Annotated in this window: 12 protein-coding genes; 10 read left to right on the top strand and 2 right to left on the bottom strand. The window is 68.1% G+C overall.

From position 1 onward, the window contains the following. The 6 genes from D1643_RS03560 to D1643_RS03525 form a co-directional block, all read left to right on the top strand. The coding region (locus D1643_RS03560; protein ID WP_160708708.1) for a carbohydrate-binding domain-containing protein at positions 1 to 2,131 on the top strand (2,131 nt) is incomplete at its 5' end. Between the two features lie 288 nt (positions 2,132 to 2,419). After that, the gene (locus D1643_RS12130) at positions 2,420 to 4,573 is read left to right on the top strand and encodes a glucosaminidase domain-containing protein (protein WP_201750942.1); all 2,154 of its coding nucleotides are present in this window, start codon (positions 2,420 to 2,422) and stop codon (positions 4,571 to 4,573) included. Between the two features lie 177 nt (positions 4,574 to 4,750). Continuing rightward, complete coding sequence (locus tag D1643_RS03540; protein WP_160708706.1) at positions 4,751 to 5,671, top strand: branched-chain amino acid transaminase; 921 nt, start codon at positions 4,751 to 4,753, stop codon at positions 5,669 to 5,671. Between the two features lie 6 nt (positions 5,672 to 5,677). After that, entirely contained in the window at positions 5,678 to 7,306 is a 1,629-nt protein-coding gene (gene cimA / locus D1643_RS03535) for a citramalate synthase (protein WP_160708704.1), read from the top strand. Positions 7,307 to 7,313: 7 nt separating this feature from the next. Continuing rightward, complete coding sequence (locus tag D1643_RS03530; protein WP_160708702.1) at positions 7,314 to 7,601, top strand: YerC/YecD family TrpR-related protein; 288 nt, start codon at positions 7,314 to 7,316, stop codon at positions 7,599 to 7,601. Positions 7,602 to 7,614: 13 nt separating this feature from the next. Next, the gene (locus D1643_RS03525) at positions 7,615 to 8,178 is read left to right on the top strand and encodes an NAD(P)H-dependent oxidoreductase (protein WP_370520279.1); all 564 of its coding nucleotides are present in this window, start codon (positions 7,615 to 7,617) and stop codon (positions 8,176 to 8,178) included. A gap of 298 nt (positions 8,179 to 8,476) precedes the next feature. Here D1643_RS03525 and D1643_RS03520 read toward each other — a convergent pair whose 3' ends face one another. After that, positions 8,477 to 9,196 carry an NUDIX hydrolase gene (locus D1643_RS03520; RefSeq protein WP_160708698.1) on the bottom strand — a complete coding sequence of 240 codons (720 nt, stop codon included), beginning with the start codon at positions 9,194 to 9,196 and terminating at the stop codon, positions 8,477 to 8,479. Between the two features lie 746 nt (positions 9,197 to 9,942). On the opposite strand from D1643_RS03520, the gene D1643_RS03515 reads away from it, so the two are divergent. Continuing rightward, positions 9,943 to 10,473 carry a metallophosphoesterase family protein gene (locus D1643_RS03515; RefSeq protein WP_160708696.1) on the top strand — a complete coding sequence of 177 codons (531 nt, stop codon included), beginning with the start codon at positions 9,943 to 9,945 and terminating at the stop codon, positions 10,471 to 10,473. Positions 10,474 to 11,055: 582 nt separating this feature from the next. On the opposite strand, the gene ngr is transcribed toward D1643_RS03515, so the two are convergent. Beyond that, positions 11,056 to 11,670: a nigerythrin gene (ngr, locus tag D1643_RS03510; RefSeq protein ID WP_236643350.1), complete on the bottom strand. Its 615-nt coding sequence runs from the start codon at positions 11,668 to 11,670 to the stop codon at positions 11,056 to 11,058. 211 nt (positions 11,671 to 11,881) lie between these two features. Between ngr and D1643_RS03505 the strand changes: the two genes are divergently transcribed. The 3 genes from D1643_RS03505 (at position 11,882) to D1643_RS03495 (ending at position 16,868) form a co-directional block, all read left to right on the top strand. Further along, positions 11,882 to 13,372 (top strand): aminopeptidase, encoded by a 1,491-nt coding sequence (locus tag D1643_RS03505; RefSeq protein WP_160708694.1) that lies wholly within the window; start codon positions 11,882 to 11,884, stop codon positions 13,370 to 13,372. A gap of 288 nt (positions 13,373 to 13,660) precedes the next feature. Beyond that, entirely contained in the window at positions 13,661 to 15,181 is a 1,521-nt protein-coding gene (locus D1643_RS03500) for an IMP dehydrogenase (protein ID WP_160708692.1), read from the top strand. A 229-nt stretch (positions 15,182 to 15,410) separates the two neighbouring features. Next, positions 15,411 to 16,868 carry a hypothetical protein gene (locus D1643_RS03495; RefSeq protein WP_160708690.1) on the top strand — a complete coding sequence of 486 codons (1,458 nt, stop codon included), beginning with the start codon at positions 15,411 to 15,413 and terminating at the stop codon, positions 16,866 to 16,868. Positions 16,869 to 16,871 lie beyond the last annotated feature (3 nt).

The following is a 16,871-nucleotide window of genomic DNA, read 5'->3' as shown; positions in this document are numbered from 1 at the left end:
GCACGCCGGCCAGCGCGTGCTGGGCGCGGCCTTGGCGGCTGCGCTCGCGCTGGGGCTGGCCGGATGCTCGGCCGGCCCGGCCGCCGACGCGAGTGCGTCCGGCGGCGAGCCTGCCGCCTCGGAGGCCCTCGCGTCAGCCGAGGCGACCGCCCTGGCCGACGTGGAGGCCATGGACTTCGAGTACAGCAAGCGCGATGGCGACGCCTCCTACGACGCGACCTCGGCCACGGCCGTCGATCTGTCCGCCGGTGCCGTGGAGGGGCCCGGCGCCGCGTTCGACGCCGCCACGGGCACCCTTGCCATCAACGCGGCCGGCACCTACGTCGTGACCGGCAGTCTCGATCAGGGGCAGATCGTCGTGGAAGCGGACAAGGACACCGACAAGGTTCAGGTGGTGCTGGCTGGCGCGTTGGTGCGCAACGAGTCCGGCCCGGCCCTCTACGTGAAGAGCGCCGACAAGGTGTTCGTGACCCTCGCCGATGGCACGCGCAACGTCCTGGCCGACGGCGCGTCCTACGAGCTGGCCGAAGGCGAGGACGAGCCGAACGGCGCCGTGTTCAGCAAGGGTGACCTCACCTTCAACGGCACGGGCTCGCTTGTCGTGGAGGGCTCTTACCGCCACGGAATCGTCTCCAAGGACGACCTGGTTGTCGCCGGCGGCACCTACGAGGTGACGGCGGCGGAGGACGGCCTGCGCGGCCGCGACTGCGTGAAGGTGGCCGACGGCGACATCACGGTGACGGCCGGGGGCGATGCGGTGAAGTCCAACAACGACGAGGATCCGGCGCGCGGCTTCGTCACGCTTGATGGCGGCACGCTCGACCTGACGGCTGGCGACGACGGCGTCGACGCCTACACCCTCTTCCGCGTCACGGGTGGCACGGTGACGGTTGACGCGGCCGATGACGCCTTCCGCTCGGAGGTGCTCGGGCGCATCGCGGGCGGCACGCTGTCTGTGCGGGCAGGCGACGACGCCTTCCATACCGAGTACGAGCTGGTGGTCGACGACGGCCAGGTTGACGTGGCGGCCTGCTACGAGGGCTACGAGTCCGAGAAGGTCTACGTCAACGGCGGGGCCACGCGCATCGTGGCCTCCGACGACGCGGTGAACGCCTCGACAGCGGAAGACCCGACCGCTGCGGAAGGCGAAGGCGAAGGCGCTGCGGCAGGGGCCACCGCAGGGGCGCCTGCCGAGGGCGCGCCTGCCGGCGACGCGCCGTCGGGCGGGGCGGGGAACCCGGGCACCGCTCCGGCCCCGGCGCCCGGCTCTGACGAGGCTTCCCCTGGGGACGAGCGTCCGTCTTGGCGAGATGCCGCCCCTGGTGAGGACGGCTCATCCGCCTCGCCCGCTGGCGCCGCGGCCGAAGGAGGCACGCCTCCTGCGCTGCCCGAGGGCGCTGAGTCTCCCGCCGCCCCACAGGACGCCCCCAATGGCGCGCCAGCGGAGGGCGCCCCTTCCGCGGAGCGCCCCGGCGGCGCCCCCGACGGCGGGGGCGGACGCGGCGGCTTCGGGCCGGGGGGCGGCGCCCTGCCCGGCGCCAGCGAGGAGTGCCTCATCCAGGTGAACGGCGGGTCCCTCGTCATCGTGGCCGGCGGCGACGGCATCGACAGCAACGGATCGGTGGAGGTGAACGGCGGTACCGTTCTCGTCACGGGCCCGACGGGCGGCGCGGACAGCACCCTTGACTACGAGTTCGAGGCCACCGTCAACGGCGGCACCGTCATCATGGTGGGCTCGGCGGGCATGGCCATGGGCTTTACGGGCGGCACGCAGCCCTCGGCCCTGGTGGCCGCGAGCGGCGCCGCGGGCGATGCCGTGTCCCTCGTCGACGAAGCTGGCGTCGTGCTGGCCTCCTTCACCGCGGAGGCCGCCTTCCAGAGCGTCGTAGTGTCGAGCCCCGATTTGGCCGACGGCGCGACGTGCCAGGTGGTGGTGGGCGGCATGCTGGTCGGCGCTGTCCCGGAGGGCGCTCTCTGGCGAGGCGGTTCCGTTGACGGCGGCTCTGCGGTGAGCGCCACCGTCTCCACCGAGGGCTCCTCCCGGCTTGAGGGGGCCGGCGGCCGCGGCGGATTCGGCGGGTTCGACCGTGGCGGCGATCGTCCAGATGGAAAGGGCGGGGTTACTGCTTAGAAACAGCGGAGGACGTCATCGGGACCTGTGCCGGAGTCGGGGATATCCTGACTTCGGCACTTTGAATTTTCCCTGAAACCTGTCTGCGTCTGTTACCAAAACGACATCTTTGCCTTGCGGTCGTCGGGTGCCTGTGATAAATTCACGGTTATCTGAGAAGAGGATCGATGCCGTTGCGGGGGCGATGGGCGTCGATGACAGAAGACGCGCATGCAGGGCAGCGCGCGGTAGCACACGCTTTTACCGCTCTATCTGCTTTGCGGCGCATTACTCTGAAAGCAGGTTCTCATGCGTAAGAATAGCGGCAAGGATACGCGGGCCCGGCGCAATCGCGTCAAGGGCGCAACCGCGGTAGTGGTCGCCACCGCGCTTGCGGTGACGCCCATCGCAGGCCTCACGTTGGCAGACGGTGATGCCTTCGGCGACAAGGATGCGGCTTCGGCCGTCATCGAGAAGGTTCGCAGCACCGGCTTTGCCGGCAGCGGCGCGGTCGTGAAGTACCTCAACGGCGGCTCCCTCAGCCTGGAGGAGCTCAACTCCATCGACCTGGGCGCCCTGCGTGCCATCGATCCCGCCACTGCGGACAACATCGCCAGCGCCAAGGCCAAGGCCCAGGCTGCTGCGGCCGAGAAGAAGGCCCAGGAGGAAGCGGCGAAGAAGAAGGCCGCCGAAGAGGCTGCCGCCAAGGCGGAGGCCGAGAAGAACGCGGCCGCCAACGGCGAGGCCGTCGAGCCTGACCCCGATAACCCGGCGCCCATCGTCGGTCCCGATTCCAAGGATCCGGACGCCGTCGATCCCGAGAACCCTGACGCCACGGATCCCGTGGAGCCCGGAGAGCCGACTGACCCCATCGACCCGGTTGACCCCGTTGACCCCGTCGAGCCGACTGATCCCACCGATCCGGTCGATCCGGTGGATCCGATCGACCCGGTTGACCCCGTCGAGCCGACCGACCCGACTGTCCCGACGGAGCCCGTTGACCCGGCTGAGCCGACCGATCCCGTGAAGCCGGTTGAGCCGACCGTCCCGACCGATCCGGCGGATCCCTCTGAGCCGGCCAAGCCAGGCGACCAGACCGATCCCGTGAAGCCGGCCGACCCGGCCAAGCCGGCCGATCCCGCGGACAAGACCGACCCCGCCGACCCCAAGGATCCGGAGGCCGAGGATCCGGCCAAGCCGGCCGACCCCGAGGCTCCCAAGGCTGAGGCCCCCGACGCCGAGGCGCCGGCCGAGGTCGTCGCGCCCACCGTCCCGACGCCTCCGGCGCCCGTGACGCCGGCCGACCCGCCGGCGGCGGAGAACCCGTCCTACCCGTCGTGGTCCTACAACGGCGATACCACCTACACGCCGAAGCACTACACCCACGATCTCACCACCGAGAAGTTCATCGCCATGATCGGCGAGCAGGCGCGTGAGATCGGCCAGGAGCGCGACCTCTACGCGTCCGTCATGATTGCCCAGGCCATTCTCGAGTCTGCCTCGGGCAATTCGATGCTGGCCAAGGCGCCGAACAACAACCTCTTCGGCATCAAGGGCTCCCACAACGGCGAGAGCGTCCTCATGCGCACCGCCGAGGACGACGGCACCGGCCTCATCTACTTCATTCTGTCGGACTTCCGCAAGTACGACACGGTGAAGGACTCCCTCAACGACTACGCCGACCTCATGTGCGAGGGCCTCGACGGCTTCTATGCGCCGGTGTGGAAGTCCAACGCCCCCACCTTCGTGGACGCCACGGACTACCTGGAGGGCCGTTACGCCACCGACACCCAGTACTCCGAGAAGCTGCAGGACATCATCGAGACCTACGATCTGACCCGCTTTGACGAGCCGCTGGACTACGAGATGGTCTCCACCTTCGAGTTCCCGGTCATTGATCCGGAAACCGGCAAGGAGATGCTCGACCCCATCACCGGCGAGGTGATCATGGAGCAGCGCACGCTCGCTGACCTGGTGGCCGAGGCCACGTCCCACCTGGGCACCCCCTACCTGTGGGGCGGCACCACCCCGGACGGCTTCGACTGCTCTGGCCTGGTGCAGTACTGCTACCGCGAGGTTCTGGGCGTCGAGATTCCGCGTACCACCTACTTCCAGTGCCTGGTGGGCGAGGACGTGGACTTCGAGGATCTGCACATGGGCGACCTGCTGTTCTTCGATCGCCAGTCCGACGGCGTGGGCCACGTGGCCATGTACCTGGGCGACGGCTACTACATCCAGGCGCCGCACACGGGTGACGTGGTGAAGATCACCGCCATGGAGGATCAGATGCCCACCTTCGCCAAGCGCGTCATCGAGACGCGCCCGGTGACCGACCAGGTCATCACCGACCTGGTGGAGGATCCGATGACTCCCGTTGCCGACCTCTTCGTCCTGGGCAAGGACAAGGGCTCTGCCAAGCTGATGTCCCAGCCGCTGCAGCGCCTGGCGCAGTTCCTGTCCTAAGCACACCTGCTTTCAGCCGCTCCTCCCCCGGGGACGCGGCCGTGGGCCCCGCCTCGCTCTCTGCTGAGCTGGCGGGGCCCTTCTTTTTGCCCCACTCGGCGGAAAAGGCGGTGGACGTTAGTTCGTTGGAGTAAAATGCGGTGTCATCTGGAAGAGGGTCCAAGAAGGGAGCGCAAGATGGACATCACCGAAGTGGACTACATTTGGAAGAACGGGGAGCTGGTTCCGTGGGCTGAGGCCACCACGCACGTGCTGTCGCACTCCCTGCACTACGGGTCTGGTGTCTTCGAGGGTATCCGCTGCTATAAGGACCCCGACTCCGACCGCAGCTTCGTGTTCCGCCTGCGCGACCACATGGAGCGTCTGCATCGCAGCTGCAAGATCGCGCTGATCGATCTGCCCTACACGGTGGACGAGCTGTGCGAAGCCACCCTCGAGGTCATTCGCGCGAACAAGCTGCCGTCCTGCTACATTCGCCCGCTCGTGTATCGCGGCTACGGCGTCATGGGCGTCGATCCCAGCGGCGCGCCGACCGATGTGGTCATCGCCGTGTGGCCGTGGGATGCCTATCTGGGCCCCGAGGCGTTGGAGAGCGGTGTGTCCGTGGGCGTGTCCTCGTGGCGTCAGCGCTCCAACAATGCCATCCCGCCGGCGGTGAAGGCCACCGCGTCCTACATGAACTCCATCCTGGCCAAGCTGGAGGCCAAGGAGCACGGCTACGCTGAGGCCATCATGCTGAACGAGGACGGCCTGGTCTGCGAGGGCACGGGCGAGAACCTGTTCGTCGTGCGCGATGGCGTGCTCTCCACGCCGCCGCTCTCCGACGGCCTGCTCGAGGGCATCACGCGCGACACGGTGCTCTGCCTGGCCGAGGATCTGGAGATCCCCGCCATCGAGGAGAGCCTGACCCGCTGCGACCTCTACGTTGCCGACGAGGTGTTCATGACCGGCTCTGCTGCCGAGCTGACTCCCATCGGGGCCGTGGACGGCCGCGAGGTGGGCAAGCCGGGCCCGGTCACCCGCGCCCTCCAGGAGCGCTTCTTCGCTGTGGCCTACGGTCGCGTGGAGGAGTACGCTGACTGGCTGACGGAGGTCTAAGGCGCGGTGAGTCGCCGCATCCACACCTATGACAGCACGCTGCGCGACGGTGAGCAGTGCGAGGGCATCACGCTCTCGCTTGAGGACAAGCTGCGCATCGTCGAGCGGCTCGACGCCTTTGGCATTGACTTCATCGAAGGCGGCTTTCCCGCGTCCAACCCCAAGGACATCGCGTTCTTCCGCCAGGTGCGGGAGCTTCCCCTGGCCCACGCGCAGATAGCCGCCTTCGGATCGACCTGCCGCAAGGGCGTGGCCGCGGCCGACGATCCGGGGCTGGCCGATTTGCTGGCCTGCGGGGCACCCGTGGTCACCATCGTGGGAAAAACCTGGGATGCCCAGGTCACTCGTGCGCTTCAGACCTCGCTCGAGGAGAACCTGCGGATGATAGCCGATTCCGTGGCCTACCTGAAGGCCGCGGGGCGGCGCGTCGTGTTCGATGCCGAGCACTTCTTCGATGGCTACAAGGCCAATTCCGCCTACGCGCTGGCGTGCCTGCGCGCGGCCTCTGAGGCCGGTGCCGACTCGATCGACCTGTGCGAGACCAACGGCGGGGCGCTCCCCTTCGAGGTGGAGGAGGCCGTCGCGGCCGTCGCAGCCGCCCTGCCGGAGCAGGCGCTCGGTATCCACTGTCACAACGATTCCGGTTGCGCGGTAGCCAACACCCTGGCCGCGGTGCGCGCCGGCGTCACGCAGGTGCAGGGCACCGTCAACGGCATCGGCGAGCGCGTGGGCAACACCGACCTGCTCACGGTCATCGCCGACCTGGAGCTGAAGATGGGCGCCGCCTGCGTGGGGCCCGACCGCCTGCGCGACCTGACCGGCGTGGCCCAGTACGTGGCCGAGCTGTGCAACGTGTCGCTGCCGGCCCACCATCCCTACACGGGCGCTTCGGCCTTCGCCCACAAGGGCGGCCTGCATGCCAGCGCCATCGCGCGCTTTCCCGAGGCCTACGAGCACGCACGTCCCGAGGCTGTGGGCAACAGCGCGCGCATGCTCGTGAGCGAGCTTGCGGGAAAGGCGTCGCTCGTCCAGAAGGCGGCGTCGCTCGGCCTTGACTTGACGGTGCCTGACGTGGACGTGCAGGCGGTACTCGACGACATCAAGCGGCGCGAGGCGGCCGGCTACTCCTACGAGGTGGCCGACGGGTCGCTCGCCCTGCTGCTCATGCGGCACTTGGGGGACTACCGCCCCGCCTTCACGCTGGAGAGCTTCCGGGTCATCGTGGATGATCACGAGGATACGGGCGCGCTGGCTAAGGACGCCATGTCCGAGGCCACCGTCAAGATTCACGTGGGCGCCCGCCGGTTCGTCTCCACGGGTGAGGGAACCGGCCCCATCGGCGCGCTCGACAACGCTCTGCGGCTTGCCATCAGCGAGTCGTATCCGCAGGTGGCCGCTATGGAGCTGATCGACTACAAGGTGCGCTTGCTCGACGAGAGCCAGGGAACGGACGCCATCACCCGCGTCACCATCACCTCCGCAGACGCCTGCGGAACCTGGGGGACGGTGGGGGTGTCGGAGAACGTCATCGAGGCGTCGTGGAACGCGCTCGTCGATTCCATAGAGTACGGCCTGGTGCGCGCGGCGCACCGCGGGAGCCTTGAGCGCCCGGCGGCCGCTTCCGCAGAGGAGTGATCTGACCATGAGCGACATCCGCACGAAAGACGTTGACGACCTGCTGGCCGTGCTGGCGGCCCTCGACGATGAGGACACCGTGTTCACCTTGTTGGAGGACTTGTTCACCATTCGCGAGATTCGCGAGACCTCTCAGCGCCTGGCTGTGGCGCGGCTGCTTGCGGCGGGGAAGTCCTATGCCGCCATCGAGGAGGCCACCGGGGCGTCGGCCACCACCATCGCCCGCGTGTCCAAGTGCTTGAGCTACGGCAGCGGCGGCTATCGCGCCGCGCTCGACGTGCTCGAGGGAAAGTGAGGAAGCCGTGACCGTGCTGTTCGTGAATGCCTGCCTGCGTAACGAGGAATCGCGCACCTTGGGCCTGTGCCGCGAGTACTTGGAGGGCATCGACAGCGTGCAGGAAGTGAACCTGGGCCAGATGCGCCTGGAGCCCTTCTATGCGGAATCCGTCGCCTACCGCGCTCAGCTGGAGGCAGCGGGCGTCTTCGACGACCCGGTGTTCGACCTGGCCAAGCAGTTCGCGGAGGCCGATGAGATCGTCGTCGGCGCACCGTACTGGGACCTGTCGTTTCCCGCGGCGCTCAAGGTGTACCTCGAGCATGTGAGCGTGTGCGATATCACCTTCCACTACACCGATGACGCCCGCTGCGAGGGCCTCTGCCGCGCGCGGCATCTCACCTACCTCACTACCTGCGGCGGCTCGGTGGCCGGTGCCAACCTGGGCTATGAGTACCTGTGCGGTATCGCCCGCATGTTCGGCATCCCCGAGGTGCGCTTTGCCGTCGCCGAGAACCTTGACGTGCGCGGTATCGACGTCGAGGCGCAGCTCGCCGAGGCACGCGAGAAGGTAGCCGCCCTCAAGGCTGCCCGCTAGTTAGCGCTTCGTTCTGGTGGGGCCCTGCGGGCCGCTCCCTCCTTGCGCGCTGGGTGGCCGGGGAAGGAGGGGACGGCCCGGGCGCTTGGGCGCCCGAGGGAGGGGCCTAGCGGCTCGGGCGGCGCCGGCGCCGGGGGGTGTCCGGCGACTCGGTTGGCGCCGACGGTTTGGGCGGGTCGGACGGTTCGAGCGGTGCCGGCGGTGCCGACGGCCCGGATGGCCCGGGCGCCCGGGGGGCAGCGGCTCGGGTGGTTCCGCCGATTCCGCCGATTTGCCCGAGCCGGATGCTTCCGCCCCCTTAGGCGAAGTCCTCGCTTCTGAGGGGGTTTTGCAGCAGCGTGAGGCGCTTGCGCAGGACGTTGGTGCGTCGCACGGCCTCGAGCAGCAGCTGGCAGCGTGTGCCGATGAGCTCGCGATTCGTGTCGAGGAAGGGTCCCACCTGGTCGCGGGTGAGCGTGAAATGCTCGATGAACTCGCCCTCTCCCGGCTGCGCGTCGCCGTCGGGCTCGACGTAGGCGATGACCACGCGCACGTTCTCCTCCGCCATGCCCACCGACGAATACCCCGACTGCGGCAGCGGCATGAGCGGGTCGCGGTCGAACGCGCGACGCAGGCGGTAGCCGGTTTCCTCGCGCAGCTCGCGGTCGACGCAGTCCGCCAGCGTCTCGCCCGGCTCGACGAGTCCGGCGGGAAACGCAATGACCGAGGCATTCACGGGGTAGCGGAACTCGCGGATGAGCAGCAGGCTGTCGTCGGGGAGCACGGGCACGATGCACACGGCGTCGGGCTCGGGCGTGCGGCCGGCGGCGTTTCCCAGCAGCTGGGCGCGATAGGCGTCAAGCCCCTTGCGCGAGACGCTCTCGTAGCGGTATTCCGACCCATCGGGCATCTCATAGGTGAGCACATACTTCTTGATCCACCCGTCGCTGACGAGTTCGATGTCCTTAAATTGGGGCAGTGAATGCTGATCTTCCCGATGGGAATCGTGAATGATCTCATTGTTTTCGACGAGGCTCATGGAGACTCCTCTCGTGTGGTCGACCTCCCCGCTCTCTCGTGCGAGAAGCCCCGAAAACGCCGAAAGGGCGGCCTAGGGGGAGCCGCCGATTCGGTTGAGCACCGGAAAGGGGAGGAACCGGCGCTCTCAGGAGAGAAGGAGGAAAGGAAACTGTCTTCTTATGTACTTGTCATCTGCTGGTTAGCAGTATAGCGAGCGCCCAAGGAGCCTCGTGGCCTCGTGGCGGCGTAGTTACCCCCGTGTCACTCTCCCCTCATGTTCTCGTCATCGTCGTAACCTCCCAGTCAATTCCACGTGGGTTTTCGGCAACGAACTCCTAGGAGAAACCCCATCCAGCGCGGAGAAAATGTTTCACGTGAAACATTCGTACGGTGAAAACGGGGGGTACGGGAGCCGCTGTTTTGCAAACGAATGTTTCACGTGAAACATCCCAGAGGCACTGAGCGCAGGACAAGTCTGGATGAAGTGGACGCGTGCGGACGCGGAAAGAGCGCTCGACACGGCTGCGTGAACGCAAACGCGAGTAGGCACGGATGACGGCGGGCAGGCACGAGCAGACGAGCGTGGTCGATGAGGCGAGCGTGGGCGGGAGGCGAGCGCGAGCGAGCTGGCGGCGGGAGCGAGCAGGCGCGGGCAGACGAGCGTGGTCGGTAGGGCGGGCGAGCGCGGGCGAGCCGGCACGGCCGTCGGGGCGAGGCGTGTGCAGGCGCGAGCGGACGCAGGTGGTTTTTGCTACTATGGAGGGCATGGCTACCATTGGCATCATATCGGATACGCACGGACGGCTCGACCATCGGGCCTACGCGGCGCTGGCGGATGTGGATCACATCATCCACGCAGGTGACATCGGCGACCCTGCCATCCTGCGCGAGCTGGAGACGCTGGCTCCGGTGACTGCCGTTCTGGGCAACAACGACTTCCCGGAATACGGCGACTCCGTGGGGCGCTTCGCGCGTCCTGTCCTCGAGGGCGTCCGTTTCCTCGTAGCCCACTACCCTCGCGATGTGCGCGTTACCGCTGCCGGCAGCGCGGCCCTGGCGCCTGGCGACCCGCTGCCCGACATCTGCGTTCACGGCCACACCCACGTGCCCAAGCTCGAGTGGGGGAGCGACGTCCGGCCCGCCACGCTGCTGATCTGTCCCGGCTCGGCGTTTCGTCCTCGTGGCGGCTTCCCGCGTTCTATCGCGAAGGTGTCTGTCGAAGGCGGCCGCATTCTCAGCGCGCACGTCGAGTCTCTCGAGGGGGAGTCTCTCTTCACATGGCCCCGCCATCCTTAGCGTCTGCTTTTTGCGGCGAGAACGAATGTTTCACGTGAAACATTCGGCGCACGACGTTTTCGCATCAGCGCGCACACCGAGTCTCTTGAGGGGGAGTCCTTGCTCGCCTGGCCTCGCCGTTTCTGGCGCCTGACTCCTGCGGTGAGAACGAATGTTTCACGTGAAACACTCGGCGCACGGTGTTTCGCACGCCCGCGCGGTGCTTGCGCCTCATCCCCCCTGCCCGTCGCCAATGCAGGCGGAGGCACCCGCCTCAGGGTTGTGTCGTCCACAGCGCACCGCCGGCGGCCCCGACCTTCCCTCCCCGCAGCCCCGCCGACGGCTCCGCAGCCCCGGCCCCCCGCCTGCGTGCCACAGCGCGCCGCCGACGGCCCCGCCTTCCCGCCCCGTCCGCAGCTCCGGCTCCCTCCCTGCGCCTCTGCTCCCCGCGCCCTTCCCGCCAATGCGAGCATTCCGTCCTGGTCAGCGTCAGCGTTGTGCGGAAGGGATCGTTCTCCTTGGTGTACTTTGGCTCCTTGGACGACAAAATAGAAAGGCCGCCCCTGATGGGACGGCCTTTCTTGCACGTTGTCTTGCGTTGGCTTAGAACACCTGGAACTTGTCCTTAGCGCAGAAGCAGATGGGGCACTTCTCGAAGTCGTCGCCCTTGTGGATGTAGCCGCAGACGGGGCACAGGTAGAAGGAGCGGTCGTCCTCGGCGTCGATGTTGTTGTAGGCGTCCAGGTACAGCTCGGCATGCACGGACTCGGCCAGCTTAGCGCGCGTGAACACCTGCACGGTCTTGGCGTCGCCCTCCTCCTGGGCCTTCACGATGAAGGACGGGTACATGTCGGAGGTCTCGTAGATCTCGCCCAGCGCGCCGGAGATGAGGTTCAGGTCGGTCTGGATGCCCTCCATCTGCGGAGCCTCGGGACGGACGTAGTCGGGCTCGGCGGCCTGGATGAGCGCGGCCTCGAGGCCGATGTGGATCTGCTCGGCGGCCGAGGTGGCCTCGAACTGGCGGGCGATCTGCTCGTAGCCCTGGGCGCGGGCGGCGGCGGCGAAGGCGGCGTACTTGGCGGACGCACCGGTCTCGCCCATGACAGCGGCCTTCAGGTTCTCGAGCGTGGTGCCGACGGTGGTGGTGCTGTCGGGCACGACGTTGAAGTTGGTGCTGTTGGCGGGGGTGGGAATCTCCTGGCGGATCTTCATGGTCATGGCGTTGCTCCTTCTTGCTTGTTCGGATGGCGAGACAAGGGTCATCTCGCGTGCCCGCCTATTATAGGCACGACCACGGCAGGGGGGCAGCCGCCCATTCCCTGCTTTTCACAAATGTTTCCGAAATAGCGCAACTGCTTGGCGATAATGGAGGGCGAAGACGTTTCGCCTGCCGGTGGCGGCAGGCCCTAAGGCACGAGAAGGGAATCATATGGAACGCGAAGCAGCGTGGAAGACGTACGACGAGGCCGCCTCTGAGGCCGTCGAGGCCCTGGCCTCCGACTATCGGGATTTCATCTCGGACAACAAGACCGAGCGCGAATGCGTGACCGCTGCCGTGGCCAAGGCGGAGGCGGCCGGCTACCGTCCGCTGGCCGAGGCCGTGGCCACGGGGCGCGCCCTCGCGCCGGGCGACAAGGTGTGGGCCACCGCCCAGGGCAAGGCGCTCGTCCTGGTGCAGTTGGGGGAGAGCCCGCTCGCCGCGGGCATGAACATCCTGGGCGCGCACGTGGACTCGCCGCGCCTCGACCTCAAGCAGAACCCGCTCTACGAGGCCAACGGCTTCGCGCTGCTGGACACGCACTACTACGGCGGCATCAAGAACTACCAGTGGACGGCGCTGCCGCTGGCGCTCCACGGCGTGGTGGCCAAGACCGACGGCTCCGTGGTGGAGGTGAACGTCGGCGAGGACCCGGCCGACCCCGTCTTCTGCGTGACCGACCTGCTGCCGCACCTGGGTCGCGCGCAGATGGAGAAGAAGGGGAGCGCTGTCGTGGAGGGGGAGGACCTCGACGTGCTCGTCGGCAACCGCCCGCTCGTCGCCGAGGCGGGGAAGGCCCCGGCTGCCGAGGGAGCGCCCGCGCTCCAAGGGGGCGGGGATGCCGCCGCTGCGGCCGCTCCGCTGGATGACGCCGCGCCAGCCGCAGATGCGCCGAAGGATCCCGTCAAGGCCTTCGCCCTCGCGCTGCTGGCTGACAAGTACGGCATCGCCGAGGAGGATTTCCTCTCCGCCGAGCTGGAGGTCGTGCCTGCCGGTCGCGCTCGCGACCTGGGCTTCGACCGCTCCATGATCATCGGCTACGGCCAGGATGACCGCGTGTGCGCCTACACGTCGCTCGTGGCCCAGCTGGCCCTGGCCGACGAGGTGCCGGCGAAGACGGCCGTCACCGTGCTCGTGGACAAGGAGGAGATCGGCTCGGTGGGCGCCACGGGCATGGAGTCGCTGTTCTTCGAGAATGTCATCGCCGAGGTGATGGCGCTCGCCGGCGAGGAGGGCGCGCTGCCCTTGCGCCGTGCCCTCGCGTCGTCGTCGATGCTCTCCTCCGACGTGTCTGCCGGCTTCGACCCGGCGTATGCGAGCGTATTCGAGGCGAAGAACGCCGCCTTCCTCGGTCGCGGCCTCGTGTTCAACAAGTACACGGGCGCTCGGGGCAAGAGCGGATCGAATGACGCGAGCGCCGAGTATATGGCTCGCGTGCGGCGCGTCATGGACGATGCCGGCGTGAGCTTCCAGACGGCCGAGCTGGGGAAGGTGGACGCGGGCGGCGGCGGAACCATCGCCTACATCCCCGCGCGCTACGGTATGGACGTCATCGACTCGGGCGTGCCGGTGCTCTCGATGCATGCGCCGTGGGAGGTCACGAGCAAGGCCGACATCTACGAGGCACGCCGCGGCTACGAGGCCTTCCTGCGCAACGCCTAGCGCCTGACTTTCGCGGGGGGGGGCGTCGCGCGCCGGGTCGACCGGCGGCGCCCCCCGTCCCGGCCCACCGAGCCCCGCCGACCCCCGTGCGCCGGCCCGCCGAGCCCCCCTCCGCGCATTCGCGGCCACCCCCTCGCTCCCGCGCATGCCGGGAGATTCCGCCGATTTTCTGATCTGACTGCCGACCTGGGGTTTTGCCGTCTATAATGCACTCAACCTATCGCGCAGCCGCGTTCGCAAGCGGCGTCACCGCAGGTCAGAGGGCCATAGAGAAGAAGGAGAGAGCGCATGGCATTCTATTTCGACGAGCCGTCCCGCACGTTCAACGAGTACCTGCTGGTTCCCGGGCACACGCCCGCGTCCTGCGTGCCGGCGGCGGTCAGCCTCAAGACGCCCCTGGTCAAGTACCGCAAGGGCGAGGAGGAGTGCCCGCTTTCCCTCAACATCCCCATGGTGTCCGCCATCATGGCGGCTGTCTCTGACGACCGCATGGCCGTGGCCCTGGCCACCGAGGGCGGCCTCTCGTTCATCTACGGCAACCAGTCCATCGCCGACGAGGCGGCCATGGTGGCCCGCGTCAAGGACTTCAAGGCCGGCTTCGTCACCTCCGACGCCAACCTCTCGCCCGACATGACCCTGGATGACGTGGTGCGCCTCAAGGACGAGCACGGTCACTCCACCATGCCCGTCACCGAGGACGGCACGGCCCACGGCAAGCTGCTCGGCGTGGTGACCGAGCGCGACTACCGCCTTTCCCGCATGGAGCTCACCGAGAAGGTGGCCGACTTCATGACCCCGCGCGAGAAGCTCATCGTGGCCCAGGACGGCGTTTCCCTCAAGGACGCCAACGACATCATCTGGGAGCACAAGCTCAACTCCCTGCCGGTGGTGGACGCCGACGATCGCCTGGTCAGCCTCGTGTTCCGCAAGGATTACGACTCCCACAAGTCCAATCCCAACGAGATGCTCGACGGCCATAAGCGCTACATGGTGGGCGCCGGCATCAACTCGCGCGACTACGCCGAGCGCATCCCCGCGCTCGTGGAGGCCGGGGCCGACATCCTGTGCATCGACAGCTCCGAGGGCTTCTCCGACTGGCAGAAGATGACCATCGAGTGGGTGCGCGAGCACTACGGCGACGCGGTGAAGATCGGCGCGGGCAACGTGGTGGATGCCGAGGGCTTCCGCTTCCTGGCCGACGCGGGCGCCGACTTCATCAAGATCGGCATCGGCGGCGGCTCCATCTGCATCACCCGCGAGACCAAGGGCATCGGCCGCGGCCAGGCCACAGCCACCATCGAGGTGGCGAAGGCCCGCGACGAGTACTTCCGCGAGACCGGCATCTACGTGCCCATCTGCTCCGACGGCGGCATCGTGTACGACCACCACATCTCGCTCGCCCTGGCCATGGGCGCCGACTTCGTGATGCTGGGCCGCTACTTCGCCCGCTTCGACGAGAGCCCGTCCAACAAGGTGATGGTGAACGGCACCTACATGAAGGAGTACTGGGGCGAGGGAAGCGCCCGCGCCCGCAACTGGGCCCGCTACGACCTGGGCGGCAAGAAGAAGGCCCTCACCTTCGAGGAGGGCGTGGACTCCTACGTGCCCTATGCCGGCAGCCTCAAGGACAACGTGGACGTGACGCTGCTCAAGCTGAAGTCCACCATGTGCAACTGCGGCGCGCTCACCATCCCCGAGTTCCAGGACAAGGCGAAGCTGACCCTGGTCAGCGCTACGTCCATCGTGGAGGGCGGCGCCCACGACGTCCTGCTGAAGGACAAGACGCCCTACGTCTCCAACACGCGCTAGCGCAAGAGGGCGAAGCGCGCCTGACGGCATGCCCCGCGGCGCGGTCGCGCTTCCGAAGGGCCCCGGTGACGGGGCCCTTCCTGCGTCTTGGGGAGAAAACTGTGCGTTTTGCTGGTGAGAAGCCGTGAGATGCCCTGATCGCCCCTTGCGAACGGGGCCTTGGTGGTATACTCCAGGTTTCGATAGGATAATCGCTTCAGTGTGCTCTTTTTTCGTGTGGGGAGGTGACATGCAGAACTCGTGGATCGGCATCGCGCTGATGGCCCTGGTCGTGGTCATCGGCCTGGTGGTGGGCATTCGCCTGAGCCCGCCTGGCTCCCAGCGCCGTGCCGTCATCGGATCGCTCGGCGGCGTGACCCTCGTGGTGATCCTGTTCTTCCTGGTTGCCATCGCGTTCTCGCAGCGGTGGACCGCCCCGCTGTTCGCCGTGGCCTGCATCGTCGTCCCCGTGGCCGTCTACGTGGGGATGACCGAGGCGGCTGACAAGACGCGTCGTCGCAAGCGCGCAGACGAGGCCGCCAAGGCCCGCGCTGCGGAGGAATCCGCCACGGAAGAGGCGGCCGAGCCGCTGGTCAAGCCGGTGGTCGAGCCGAAGAGGCCCACTAAGCGCACCGCCCCTAAGGCGACCAAGCCCTCGAAGCCCGCCCACGGCAAGCCCACGCCCGCCACGATATCGCTTCCCTTTGCCGACCTCACCACCACCAAGGTGGTTCCGGTGGAGAAGGTCAACATGATCGACCTGCGCCCGCTCGCCGAGGAGCAGGAGGAGCGTCGCCGCGCCCTGGAGGAGGCTGCTGCCCCGGAGGCCGCAGAGCTCGAGGCCGTGGAGGAGATCCCGTTCGTGGCCTCGCCCTTCGTGCCGGCTGATGCTGAGCCGGAGGAAGAGGAACTCGAGCTGGCGGAGCCCGTCATCGCATTCGAGCCCGAGCCGGTGCGCGAGCCCGAGCCGGCGTTCGTTCCCGCCCCCGAGCCGGAGCCCGCGATGCCTTCCGAGTCGACGTGGGAGGCATTCTCGTTCGCGCCTGAGGTGGAGCCTGCCTCTGAGCCCGAGCCGGAATTCGCGGCCGCCCGCACGCCGGAGGAGGCGCCTGCCGCGGAGCCCGCCTTCGTTTCGGAGCCCGCCGGCATCGCCGAGCCCGAGCCTCTCGTGGTGCCTGAGCCTGAGCTCGCTCTAGAGCCCGAGCCGGCGTTCGTTCTCGCGTCCGAGCCGGAGCCCGTTCCCGCACCTGAGCCGGAGCCCGCTGCGACCCCTGAGCTTGAGCCGGTCGCCGTGCCCGAGCCCGTGCCCATGCCCATGCCCGAGCCGGCCGTCATCGCGGCGCCCGTCGCGACCCCCGAGCCCGAGCCGGCCGCCACCGCGGCGCCCGCCGCGACCCCCGAGCCCGAGCCCATCGCGACCCCCGAGCCGACCCCTGCCGCGTCCTCGTCCTACGACGGCTTCTGCGCTAAGGCGCAGTCGCTGCGCGAGCGCGGCGTGTACCCCATTGCCGCGCGCCTCTTCGCAGAGGCCGCCGCCGCGGCGCCGACGCCCGACGAGGCCCGCCGCGCCCGCTTCGACGAGCTGGCCTGCTACGTCAAGGCAGGCGATGGGGACAAGGCCCGCGCGGTCGCCGCCGAGCTGCGCCAGTCAAGCGTGCTCACCCGCGTCGAGCGCATGAAGCTGGACGCAGTCGAGAGGATGGGGTAGGCC

It is taken from the genome of Enterorhabdus sp. P55, from assembly GCF_009911695.1.
Lineage (GTDB): Bacteria > Actinomycetota > Coriobacteriia > Coriobacteriales > Eggerthellaceae > Enterorhabdus.
This window is presented reverse-complemented; position numbering and strand designations above follow the sequence as displayed.